Consider the following 12,803-nt stretch of genomic DNA (forward strand, 5'->3'; position numbering starts at 1 on the left):
GAGATTCCGATAAATGACTACAACGATTTTAATAGCGATTGCGGCCTTTTTGGCCATAACGCTCGTGCTGGTCGCACTGCTTCTCTATGCGAAGGCGAAACTGACCTCCTCGGGCGACGTCGTGATCGACATCAACGGCGGCGAGAAGGTCATCACAACCGAAAGCGGATCGACGCTGCTTTCGACGCTGGCCAACAACAAGGTCTTCCTTCCTTCGGCGTGCGGCGGCGGCGGCTCGTGCGGCATGTGCAAATGTCAGGTGCTCGAAGGCGGCGGCGATATTCTGCCCACCGAGACGGGCTTCATTTCGCGCAAACTGGCCAAGGACCACTGGCGCCTGGGCTGTCAGGTGAAGGTCAAGGAGAACATGAAGATCCGTGTTCCCGAGGCTGTGCTGGGAGTCAAGAAGTGGGAGTGCACTGTGGTCTCGAACCGCAATATCTCGACTTTCCTCAAGGAGTTCGTCGTGAAGCTGCCCGAGGGCGAGAACCTCAAGTTCCGCAGTGGCGGCTACATCCAGATCGACATCCCGAAGTACGACGCCATCAAGTTTTCGGACATGGACGTGGACGAGAAGTTCCGCGCCGACTGGGACAAGCTCAAGATCTGGGATCTGGTCACCACCAATCCCGAGCCGACGTTCCGCGCCTACTCGATGGCCAACCATCCTGCCGAGGGCAACATCATCATGCTCAACATCCGTATCGCCACGCCTCCGTTCGACAGGGCTACGGGCGGTTTCATGAAGGTCAATCCGGGTATCTGCTCGTCGTATGTCTTCTCGCGCAAGCCGGGTGACAAGATCACGATTTCGGGTCCTTACGGCGAATTCTTCCTGCCGGACAACCTGCCCGATACGCAGGAGCTGATCTTCATCGGTGGCGGTGCGGGTATGGCTCCGATGCGCAGCCACCTGATGCACCTGTTCAAGACCGAGAAGACCCGGCGTCCCGTGTCGTTCTGGTACGGCGCGCGTGCACTGAAGGAGGTTCCCTACCTCGACGAGTTCCACCAGATCGAGAAGGATTTCCCCAACTTCGGGTTCAATCTGGCGCTCGACCGCCCCGATCCCGAGGCGGATGCCGCCGGGGTGAAGTACACGCCGGGCTTCGTGCACAACGTGCTTTACGAAAATTACCTCAAGAACCATCAGGCTCCTGAGGACTGCATCTACCTCATGTGCGGACCTCCGATGATGATCGCTTCGGTTGTCAAGATGCTCGACAACCTCGGTGTGCCGCCTGAGAATATTCTCTACGACAACTTCGGTTCGTAGCGGATGCCATGATCCGCAAGGCGCCGCCGGCGTCAGCAAAGCTGGGAGGAAAGTACCTGATTTATCGGGGCCTTTCCTCCCTCTTCGTTTCGGGGGGCTTTCACCTCGTGGGCTCTTTGTTTCTGCCGTCCCCGCTATTTCTGCACCCTTTCTTTGTTTTGAAGGCTTCTTTGCTCCTGTGCCCCTCGCCGTTTCTGCCCCTTTCCGTCTCTGGTTTTCTCTTTGTTTCGGGGCCTGTTTTGTGAATCACTGCCGGGGATCGTGGAGCTCCGGGGCGGTCGTCACGGGACGAGAGGCACGATGCCGCGGAATTTCGGGGCCGCTCTTTCCGCACCGCGCCGCAGCGACTGCCCTGTATCCGGCAAGGCCCGGGCTGCATCCTTCCGCTGTCAGCAAAACACCCCGCAGATCAGTTGCGATCTACGGGGTGCTCGGCGTCGGTAGGGCTTCCGCTGCGTCATTCGATGCCCTCGAACAGATAGGGGGCGTAGTTGTATCCTTCGGCCTTGTAGACGGCGACCAGAGCCGGGATCCGGCGCACGAAATCGGTGTAATCCTTGCGGTCGTTGGCCCATCCCGTCTCGGCGAGAGCCGCCATGCGCGGCAGGACCATGTGCTGCGCGTGGCCGATGTCCGCAATGTACTCCGTCCAGAGGTTGCACTGCACGCCCCTGATCCGTTTCTGCTCGGAGGGCGTGAGCCGGTCGCAGGGATCGAGGCGGTAGGCCTGCCGCACCGAGACGTAGCGGGTGTTGCCCAGCGGTTCGTAACGCTCCGGGTCGGAGGTCTGGCTGTAATCGAAGTAGCAGTACCATTTCGGTGTCATGATGACCGGATTTCCGCGCTGTGCAGCCTTGATTCCGGGCTCACTTCCGTTCCACGACATGATGTTCGCGGTCTTCGAAATGCCGCCCTGGAGGATTTCATCCCAGCCGATGATCTCCCGGCCGCGGGCGTGCATCCAGCGTTCGATGCGGTGGATGAAGTAGCGCTGCAACTGGTATTCGTCCTTGAGTCCCTCTTCGCGGATGCGCTGCTGGCAGTGGGGGCACGTCTTCCAGCGCCCTTTGGGACACTCGTCGCCGCCGATGTGGATGAGCTTCGAGGGGAAGAGTGCGAGCACCTCCGCAAGGACGTCCTCGATAAACGAGAATGTCGTCTCCTTGCCCGCGCAGTAAACGTCGTCGCTGATGCCCCAATGGGTCCATACGGCATAGGGACCTCCCGTGCAGCCGAGCCACGGATAGGCGGTCAGCGCCGCCAGTCCGTGTCCGGGCATCTCGATTTCGGGAATCACCTCGATATGGCGGTCGGCGGCGTAGCTGACGATTTCGCGGATCTCCTCCCGGGTGTAGAACCCGCCGTAAGGCTTGCCGTCGTAAACGCCCGGTTTGTTCCTGTCGTAGCGTCCGACGATCGTCTCCGCGCGGCAGGAGCCGATCCGCGTGAGCAGCGGGTATTTTTTGATCTCGATCCGCCATCCCTGATCATCGGTCAGATGCCAGTGGAACTTGTTGATCTTGTGCAGCGAGAGGATGTCGATGTAGGTCTTCACATCCTCGACCGGGAAGAAATGGCGGGAGACGTCGAGCATCGCCCCGCGGTAGGCGAACGTGGGTTTGTCGCGGACGATGCAGGCGGGAATTTCACCTCCGGCGATCAGCTGCTGAAGGCTTCGAAGTCCGTGCAGCACCGCCTGGGGAGTCGATGCCGTGATGGTAATGCGCCGTTTGCCGACTTCCAGAAGGTACTCTTCGGTGTCGTAGCCCGGTTGCAGTTGCAGCGTCACGGCCTGTTTTTCGGGCGTGGCGGTGACGGTGGGTTCGGTCCCGGTGAGCTTGCCGACGGCGCGGGCGAAAATCTCCGCGGGCGTGTGCAGGCGTTCGTCGGTGACGACGACGGGGGTTCGGGGTGTCAGCCGGAACGATCCCGGCAGTTCTTCGACCTCGGCGGGTCGGGGTACGATGCGGACGCGTTCGTCTGAGGCGGCAAATCCCGGCAGACAGGCCCGGAGGGCGAAAATCAGGAATAAAAGGTATTTCACGGTTTGGATTCTGGTTGAGCGGTCCGGAGCATCCCGTCTGCACCATGTTCTGCAGACGGGGTGTTCCCGGATCGGATTATTTGTTGTAACGCACGCCGATGTAGGAGAAGGCCACCTCTCCGGAGGTGATGATCTGGTTGTCGAACTGGCCGTCTTCCCGGCCGCCGGCTTTCTTGTTTGCGGCCGAGAAGCGGATGCAGACGTCGTCCTTGCCGAGCAGTTCGAGCGGCAGGGGTATGTCTATGTACTTGTAGCCGGCGCACTGCCAGTACAGGGTGTACGACCAGTTCACGATGTCGGGAAGCTGGAATTCGGTGATCGGGTTCCAGTCGTCGCGGTTGTTGTCGCCGTGCTCCGACCAGTCGACCCGGATGTAGCGGGGGCCTCCGATGGTGCGGTTCTGCATGGCTACCTGGAGCGAGAGCACCCGGGTCGCGATGCCCTGCGTCGAGAAGTGGAGCAGCCACGCTTCGCTGCGGTCGGTTTCGGTGTTCCACCACTGGCATTTGTTGGTCCAGGCCGAGAATTCCGCAGATGACAGATTCCCTTTGCCGTCGTTGTTGGTTTCCTTGTCGGTGCACATCTGTTTGCCGTTCTCGACGACGCCGTTTCCGTTGACGTTGCCCGTGTGGATGCCCGACGTGGGGCCCGTCTTGTCGAGATTGTCCTTGTTGCCGATGGGGCCGAGGTAGCTCGGGTCGCTGGTTCCCCAGCCTGCGTCGCCCGTCTTTTCGTCGGGATGCGTGAAGGTCAGGTAGCCGTTGTCGCCGGTGGTGGGTCTGAAGATGTGGCTTTCGAGTTTGCCGTAGCGGTATTCGGTCAGGAGCGCCGAGAACCCGTTTTCGAAATCCTCCGCCAGGGCGATGTCCTTGCGGGTGAGGTGGCGGATCTGGTAGCGGCCGATGTCGCCCATGTCCCTGGATCCCATCCATGCGAAGCGGTCGTGGCTTTCGTGGACCACTATCCCCGAGATATTCCCCGATCCGTAGGGCAGCATGCGGCCGTCGCGGCGGTATTTGCAGGTGGTGTTGGTCAGCATGTAGAAACTCTCGCCGTTCCGGTCGCGCACCAGCAGCGGGTATTTCGTCTCGCGGTTGGCCCCGGTGTTGCGGGCATAGCCTTCGTTGATCGGCGTCAGACTGCCTTTGCGCACGGGAAGCTCGCAGTCGGCCAGCGTCACCCAGGTGTATATGTCCATGTCGGTCAGCTCGCTGTAGTGCTTCACCTTCTGCGGAATGTCGGCCGCCGATCCCGCAACCGAGGACATGACCATCGCCGAGGTGACTTTCCTGAGTATGTAACGTTCGGGGTTCGACTCCGCCTCGACTGTGACGCCCTTGAGCAGGAGTCGGACCTTGCTGTAACGTTCGAAGATGTTGTCGTCTTCGCTGACGGTCTTGATCATGAATCCCTGCGAACCGTCGAGGCTCTGGATGTAGGCCGTGCGGTAGGTCTCGGTGTAGTCGATCGAGGTTTGCCCCGTCATCGTATTCTCGCCGTTGTTCCCGTTGCCGATGTCGCTGATGATGCGTCCCTCGATGTAGACGTCCTTGTTCACGATGCCCACCAGGTCGCGCACCTCGCCGAACGAAATTTCGCGGCCGAATTCGTTGTTGGCATTGGCCTGCGTGAGGTAGACCGTCGACGAGATGGTCTGGTTCCACCCGTCGCGGTAGCTGAGGGTGATGCGGGCGTTGCGCAGGGCTTCGGGGTCGGCATTGGGGGCGGTCTGGAGAATCAGGAAGCCGTTGCTGATGTCAAGGTCCGAAATCCACCCGCCCTCGTCGGTGCTCGTGTAGACGACCGACTGGCGGAGGTCCTCCGGCTCGAGGTTGGTGGCGAGCTGTGCCGTTGCCTGTCCACCGTCGCCGAGCACCATGATACTGCGGGTCGAGAAGTCCAGTTTCGGGGTGATGAATCCCTTTTGTTTGATGTATACGGTGTCCGCGCGGTTGTGGGTCCGGAGCCGGATGCCCTCCATGCGGGGGAAGCCGTCGTTGGTCGTGGCAACTACCTTGAATTGGTCGTCGCCCGTGAAATGCGTTCCGCGTCCCTCGGTGTCGATCGTGAGCCACCCGTTGTCGGGATTGATCAGTTCGATGTCGTAGGGCTGGTTGGAGAGAACGCCTACGTTGGCCCAACTCGTTTTCCAGTCGAAGACGTATTCCTTCTTTACGGGGCCGAATTCGGAGATGCGGGTCTCTTCGCCGTTGTCTTTTTCGCAGGCCGTGAGCACCAGCCCGCCCAACAGCGGGAGCAGCAGCCTTCGGTACAGTGATTTTATCTGTTTCATCGTGGTCTGGATTTGGTTTCGCGCATCGGCAGGGGAGAGACGTGCCCTCCCCGCCCGAGCGGTTTATTTGTTACTCTTTACGGCTATGGTTCCGAAACGCATCGGCGAACGCCTGTTGGCCGCCATGTCGGAGGTGATCGTGCCGGTGTCACCCTCGTCCACCGTGGCGGTATTCGAGGCGATGCACTGCGTGCTTCGGGCCTTGATCAGCAGGGTGACCTCCGGACGGTTGCGCAGGGCGTCGGGCAGGATGAACACGCGGTCGGCATAACCCGGAACGGCACAGTAGGAGAGGTCCTTGCCGCCGGCTCCCTGCCAATAGACGAACGGACGGCAGCAGAAGTCGGATTGGGGCAGCACGGTGAAATTCACCCCGTCGGTCGAGTACTCCACCTGCCAGTAGACGGGTCCGTAGATGCTCGTGCCGCCGGCGTTGCCCTGCGAGTTGGTGAAGTTGAGCGAGAGGTTCGCGCCGGCGCCCTCGGTCGAGAATTTCAGAGCCACGGCGTAGCCCGTATTCCGGTCGAAGTCCCACCAGAAGCTATTCTCGAATTTCAGGGCGTTCCTGCTGTTCAGGGCGGCACCGGTCGTGAGTCCGTTGTACTCGTTGTCCAGGAGGAATTTGGCTGCGGGGTCGGTGCACCAGAGCGAGCCGTTGCCCGTGTCCGGGGCGATCGTTCCGTCGGCGTTGGTCCTGATCTCGGCGTTGTCCCAGTTCCACTCCACGAGCGTCCGGCGGTTGGAACCCGACTCGGAAGGTGCCAGGTCGATATCCTCCTTTTCGAGCACACGGATCGAGTAGCGGCCGATGTACCCTTGGTTGGTGTAGCCGTAGCGGGGCTGCAGGTCGTGGACGATGATGCCGCTCAGCGTGCCTTTGCCTTTGGGCATGCCGCTGCCGTCGCGCCGCCAGGGGGTCTTGTTGTTGATCAGCATCGGGATCGTGCCGCCGTCCCCGTCGCAGAGCATTCGGGGGACGCAGCTGGTGTGGTTGGCCGTCCCGAAATAACCTTCGTTGACGTTGGTGTAGCTGCCGTCGGGCAGGGCGAATTCCACCTCCCGGAGCGAGACGCAGGTGTAGATATCCTCGTCGGTGAGCTGACCGATCGACTTCTCCTTGCGGATCAGATCGCTGGCCGTGCCGGGTGTCTGGGCGACGATGTTGGCCGCCGTCAGCCCGCTGAGTGTGTAGCGTTCGGGAGCGGCCTCCTTGGTGAGGGTCACGCCGTTGAGCGCTATTTTCACCTGCGCGTATCGTTTCAGCGTGTTGTCGTCCGCCGCGGTGAATTGCAGCCGGTATCCGTAACTGCCGTCGAGCATCTGCACATAGGCCGTCTTGGCATTCACCGTGTAGTCGGTGGCGTTGCGTTCGGTGTTGGGCGTTGTCTCCACGTTGGCATTGTCCCTGTCGCTGATCACAATGCCCTCGAAACAGGCTTCGGGATTGTTGATCACGATCTGTCCGCTCTCGCCCTTGATCAGCGTGCGGAAGTCGGCTTCGTAGGTCTGTTCGACGGTGAACGGCGCTGCGGGCGAGAGCGCTCCGGACGTTCCCGGCAGCGAGAAGGCGATCGAGGCCCTGCGCGGACCTTCCGAGTCGTTCTCCTTCACGTCGAACGAGAGCATCTTGTCGTCGAGCGTGATGTTTTCGATCCAGTCGGACGACGTTCCTTCGTAGGTCGGCGTGCAGACCACCTTGTCGAGCAGGTTGCCCAGGTTGTGCTTCAGCTCGGCCTTGATGGTCGTGGCCTTGCGCGTGGTCCTGGCGCGGTCGGGCGCGAAGGTCATGCGGGCCTCGTCGGGGGTCTGCGTGACGGTCAGCGTGACGGCGTGTTCCCTCTCCCTGGCGTCGATATAGGTCAGCGTGATTGCGGCCTGCCGTTTGCGCGGCGAATGGTTCTCCAGCGTGCTGAAGGTGACGGCGTCGGTTTCGACCGTCAGGTTTTCGATCCACTCCTCGTCCGGCTCGGGGGTTTCGTCGTCGTCCTCGTCGGGGATCACCGAATAGACGATGGTGTCCCGAATCTGCCTGTAATCCTCCCGGAGGTTGTTGTCGAGGCCGATGCGGAGGTCCCAGGGATTGCTGAAAATCTCGATGCGGCTCTCCTCCAGCGACAGGATGGGATCGCTGCCCTCCTGCGTCATGCGTATCGCCTGTTCGAGCCCGCCGCGGGTGAAGATGATGTCCACGGCACGCGGCACGCCGTAGTTGGCGCCGTATTTGAACACCACGGGGGTGTTTCCCGATCCGTTCAGGCGGTTGATGGAGGCCCATTCCACGTCTTCCGACAGACGGACCGACCATTCGCCCGTGGAATAGATCCGCACCTGGGTGGATCCGGCATCCGAGGTCAGCGTGTACTGGTTGGAATCCACATTCAGCGGCAAGTCCATCTCCGAATTCATTTCGCATCCGGTCGGCAGGAGCAGCGCCGCGACAACGGGCAGGATGCCCGTGCGCCACACTTTGCAGATGCTGTCTGTAAGGGTATTTTTCATCGTTGTGCTTTTTTGTTCGTTCCGTCGGCCCTACATGCCGTATTCGTTATAGGCCTTGTTGTCGAGGGCTCCGCCCGAATAGACGACCTCCTTGTCGGGGATCGGGTAGTATTCGTGACAGGGGAGCATGTTCTCCTTGAGTGTGGCGTAGTTGGTATATTCGTAGGTCATCCGGTACCATATTCCCCAGCGTACCAGGTCGAATTTGCGCTGGAATTCACCCAGCAGTTCGCGTCCGCGCTCCTTCTGAATCTCCTCCATGAGGGCCTCCCGGTTCTTGAAGACGTAGGGGTTTGTCCCGGCGCGTTCCCGGACCATGTTCAGGTAGCGGACGGCCTCGTCGCAGTTCTCCGTCTGGGCATGGCACTCCGCCATCATCAGGATGGCGTCGGCATAGCGGAACACCTTCTGGTTGGAGAAGTCGGCGGTGTTCTGCATCCCCGGACACCAGAATTTGGGGCCGAGCCACGGACGGGTTCCCACGCTCGAGAAGGGCTTGCCGTCGTATTCCCACGCCATGTTCAGCGTTTTGCGCCTGTCGTTGCTCTTTTTGGTCTGGAGACCGTCGCAGAAGTAGCTGTTGGGGCGCATGGAGGTCCAGGTGGTCATGCCCGTGCCCATTTCGGGGATCTCCACCCCGTCGTAGATGCCCTTTCCGTTGTGGCGCGGGGTGGTGATGGCGGCCACGTTGGTCGTGACGGCCAGTCCGCCGGGGGTGTAGGTGCGCTGCACCTCGAAGATCGACTCCGGGGTGTTCTTGCGGCGGAACATGATCTCCTCGAGCGGATATTGTTGCAGGTCGCCGTAGATTTTCTCCAGCTCGCCGAGCGCCTTGAGGGCGTCGTCCCAGCGGTGGTTCCACTGCGCTAACTTGGCAATCATCATCCATCCCATCGCGGCACCCATGCGGTTGTCCGCAACCTCCGACGAACGCACCTGGTCCATCGAGGGGACGTAACGCTGCAATTCGTCGATCAGCATGTCGCGTGTCTCCTTCGCCGACATGCGGCCCATGTGGGCGATCTCCTGCATCACCTGTTGGTCGGTGACCTCCCTGGTGTAGAAGGGCACGTCGCCGAAGACGCAGGTCAGCAGCCAGTAGTAGAACGAGCGGATGACCACACCTTCGGCCAGCAGCGGCAGCTTGTCGGCTTGCGTGGCCTCCTTGATGTCGTTCAGGGGCGAACGTTCGATGGCGGCGATGGTTGAGTTGCAGTACATGACGCCCTTGTAGCACTGGGTCCATATCTTCTGCCCGTTGAGCGGTTTTGCGGGGGATATGTCGAGTTGGGCATCCTTGGTTCCCGAGGCGATGTACATCAGGTCGGTGACGCCTTCGGTCATGATCAGGAAACAGTAGTCGTAGATGCTGTTGATCGGTATGTAGCAGGCGTTCAGGCCCGCCAGACATTGCGCCCGGGTCTTGTAGTACTCCTTGGGTCCCACGAACGAGGTGGGGTGCTCGTCCAGGTCGCATGCGCTGAGTAGCAGGGCTGCGGCTGCCGTAGCGGCCAGCAGGTATTTTTTCAGGAAATTGTATGATTTCATGGTCTTGGGCTGTTAATATCTGATCTGGAGGCTGAACGTGATGGTCCGGGGCTTGGGATAAGCGCCGATGTCGACGCGGCGCAGGGCCGAGTTGGAACTCGATGTCGAGACGTCGGGGTCGAATCCGTTGTATCTCTTCCACAGGTAGAGGTTTTCGCCGCTGACGCTCACGCGGATGTCGCGCAGGCGGTTTTTGGTGACCTTGCGCATGTCGAAGGTGTAGCTCGCGGAGATGTTCTTCAGCCGCAGGTAACTTGCATCGTGCACCAGCCTATCGCTGGGCAGGGCGTCGTAGCTGCCGGCCATCGGCAGGTTCGAATCCGGGTTGCGGACCGGATGCCAGGAGTTCTGCATGTACTTGTATTGGTTGGTGTTGGGCGAAGCGTTGCCCATCCAGAGTTCGGCGACGTTGTAGATCTTGCCGCCGATCGAGTAGTTGAAGAAGACGCTGAGTGTGAAGTTGTGAATGTTGAACGAGTTCTGAATACCGCCGTAGAGATCCGGGTCGGCCGATCCGAGGTAGACCAAATCGTCGCTGTTCAGCGCTCCGTCGTGGTTGATGTCCTGATAGCGGGCATATCCGGGCTTGAAGGTCTTTCCGCTGGCCGAGGCGTATGCCTTGGTGATCCTGTTGCGCTCCACCTCCTCTTCGTTGTGCCATACGCCGCCGTAGCGGAATCCCCAGAGGGCGTTGAGCGTGTAGCCCTTCCTGTAGCCGTACATCATGTAGGTGGTCCCCGACGACGAGGGTGACGAATAGGCCGTCACGAAGTCTTCCGAGGCGATGTCGTCCACCATCTGCTTGTTGCGCGACAGGGTGAGGGTCGTCGACCACCGGAATTTCGGGCGTACGATGTTGCGGCTTTCGATGGAGAGTTCCCAGCCCTTGTTGGTGGTGCGCCCGGCATTGGCGAAGTAGTTGGTGTAACCCGTCTGCGAGGCTACCTGCACGGTCAGCAGCAGGTCGCGGGTCTTGATCCGATAGGCGTCGGCCGTGATGTTGAGCCGTCCGCCGAACAGCGAGATGTCGGCTCCGAGGGTGTACTGGTCGGAGGTCTCCCACGTCAGGTCGGGGGATGCCAGACGCGACGGGTAGACCGCCAGCTGCTGCGAGCCTCCCATCAGGTAGCCGCTCGTCGAGTTGCCGACGGCCGCCAGCGACCGGTAGGCCGATATGGCGTCGTTGCCGGTGCGTCCGAGGCTGGCTCTCAGGGCCAGTTCGTCGATCCACTTGACCTGCTGCAGGAACTTTTCGTTGGCGATGTTCCAGCGGAGGGCCGCCGAGGGGAAGAAACCCCATTTCCGGTTGGCGGCGAAGTTCGAGGCGCCGTCGTAACGGGCCGTGAATGTGACGTAGTAACGCTCCTTGTAGTTGTAGTTCAGTCGTCCGAACACCGACATCTTGGTCCACTCGGTGTGGTTGGTGCTGATCGAGGTGTTCTGCTTGTCGGGCACTGCGGCCATGTTGTTCCAGGTGAGCTCGTCGAGCGTGTATCCACGCCCGGTGATGCTCAGGTTGTTGTCGTATTTGACCTGTGCGGTGTATCCGCCCAGCACGTCGAAATTGTGGCCGCTCTTGGGGCGCAATTCGTAGTAGAGCGTATTCTCGCTCGAGAAACTCGTGTCGTCGTACTCGTCGCGGCTGGCATAGCCGCCTTCGTTCTCCTTCTTGGCCGGCAGGTAGCCCGGCTCGTAGTAACGTCCGTGGCGCTGGTAGGAGTAGTAGGTGAACTGGCTGCGCAGTTTCAGGCCCTTGACCGGAGTTACCTCGACGAATGCGCTGTTGTTGAGCGAAATGCGCCGGGCATTCTTGAGGCAGTGGTCGAGCATCAGACGCGGGTTGTTGAATTTCTGGCCCGAATACCACAGGTCGTTCATGTCGGATGTGGGCGTGAGGAACGGGCTGAGGAATATGGCGGCGCTCCACCAGTTGGTTCCGCCGATAGAGGCCAGGTTTTCGTCCTGGTCGCGGTAGGTGTAGCTCAGGTTCAGCCCGGCCTTGAGCCATTTGGCGAATTCGTGGTCGACCTTCAGACGCGCCGAGTAACGTTTCAGCCCGCTGTTGTCGATGATACCCTGCGTCTCGTTGAATCCGGCCGAGGCATAGTAGGTGCTTTTGGCGGAGGCTCCCGAAATCGAAAGGTCGTAATTCTGATAGAGCGCCGTGCGTGTGATGGCGTCGATCCAGTTTGTGCCGGCCCCTTTGGCTTCGGGGTTGGGGTAGGGGTATTTCGACATCGGCGAGTCGGGTTCGATTTTGTCGTTTCCGTCGGCGCCGGAGAAGAAATAGGCGTAGTCGTTGCGGTAGCGGGCAAACTCCGTGGCGTTCATGATGTCGAGCTGGCGCGGGAGCTGCGAGAAACCCAGATCGGTCTTGAAGGTGATGTTGGGCCGTCCGTCCATGCCGCGGCCCTTCTTGGTCGTGATCACGATCACGCCGTTCGAGCCGCGTGCACCGTAGATGGCCGTTGACGAGGCGTCCTTCAGCACCGAGATCGATTCGATGTCCGCCGAGTTGATGTCGTTCAGGTCGTGAATGCCGTCGATGACGCCGTCGACGATGATCAGCGGTTCGTTCGACGCCGAGATCGAGCGTGTGCCGCGGATGCGGATCGAGGTTGTGGCGCCCGGCTCTCCGGTTGTGGCCATGATGTCGGCCCCGGCGACACGGCCCTGGAGGGCCTGGTCGACCGAAACCACCGGCACGTCCTTGATGTCGCTCATCTTGACGTTGGCCACCGACCCCGTCAGGTCGGTTTTCTTCACCGTGCCGTAGCCGATCACGACCACTTCGTCGATGGTCTGCCTGCTCTGCTCTAGCTTCACGTCGACCCTCGTGCGTGTGCCGACCTTTTCGGTCCGGGGTTCATAGCCGATGTACTGGAATGTCAGCGAGGCCCCCTCGGGAACCTGGATCGAATAATCGCCCGCGGCACTGGTGCTGGCGCCGGTCGTCGTGCCTGTCACCAGTACGGTTGCGCCAATCAGCGGCTCGCCGCTCTGGTCCGTGACCGTTCCGGTCACGGTGTGTTTGGTTCCGCTTTTCTGCGCGAAGGCGGGTGTTGCCGTCAGCGCTCCCGAAACCAGCAGGATCAGTAACAAGATGTATTGTTTCATGCGAATAGTTTTTTTAGGTGCGACTC

The 12,803-nt window shown here is 60.6% G+C and carries 6 protein-coding genes; 1 reads left to right on the top strand and 5 read right to left on the bottom strand.

Annotated elements, in window-relative coordinates:
• Window positions 1-13: 13 nt before the first annotated feature.
• Entirely contained in the window at window positions 14-1,276 is a 1,263-nt protein-coding gene (nqrF, locus tag QZ460_RS09005; RefSeq protein WP_290541244.1) for an NADH:ubiquinone reductase (Na(+)-transporting) subunit F, read from the top strand.
• 457 nt (window positions 1,277-1,733) lie between these two features.
• Here nqrF and QZ460_RS09010 read toward each other — a convergent pair whose 3' ends face one another.
• The 5 genes from QZ460_RS09010 to QZ460_RS09030 all read right to left on the bottom strand — a co-directional run bounded on the left by QZ460_RS09010 (window position 1,734) and on the right by QZ460_RS09030 (window position 12,777).
• Window positions 1,734-3,320, bottom strand: coding sequence for a beta-N-acetylhexosaminidase (locus QZ460_RS09010; protein ID WP_290541245.1), 1,587 nt, complete (start codon window positions 3,318-3,320; stop codon window positions 1,734-1,736).
• Window positions 3,321-3,396: 76 nt separating this feature from the next.
• On the bottom strand, window positions 3,397-5,613 hold the full coding sequence (locus QZ460_RS09015) for a DUF5689 domain-containing protein (RefSeq protein ID WP_290541246.1): 2,217 nt from the start codon (window positions 5,611-5,613) through the stop codon (window positions 3,397-3,399).
• Between the two features lie 63 nt (window positions 5,614-5,676).
• Window positions 5,677-8,112, bottom strand: a complete 2,436-nt coding sequence (locus QZ460_RS09020; RefSeq protein ID WP_290541247.1) for a BACON domain-containing carbohydrate-binding protein — start codon at window positions 8,110-8,112, stop codon at window positions 5,677-5,679.
• A 30-nt stretch (window positions 8,113-8,142) separates the two neighbouring features.
• Window positions 8,143-9,660 carry a RagB/SusD family nutrient uptake outer membrane protein gene (locus QZ460_RS09025; RefSeq protein ID WP_290541248.1) on the bottom strand — a complete coding sequence of 506 codons (1,518 nt, stop codon included), beginning with the start codon at window positions 9,658-9,660 and terminating at the stop codon, window positions 8,143-8,145.
• A 12-nt stretch (window positions 9,661-9,672) separates the two neighbouring features.
• Complete coding sequence (locus QZ460_RS09030) at window positions 9,673-12,777, bottom strand: TonB-dependent receptor (RefSeq protein WP_290541249.1); 3,105 nt, start codon at window positions 12,775-12,777, stop codon at window positions 9,673-9,675.
• Window positions 12,778-12,803 lie beyond the last annotated feature (26 nt).

This window comes from Alistipes sp. (genome assembly GCF_020026455.1).
Lineage (GTDB): Bacteria > Bacteroidota > Bacteroidia > Bacteroidales > Rikenellaceae > Alistipes.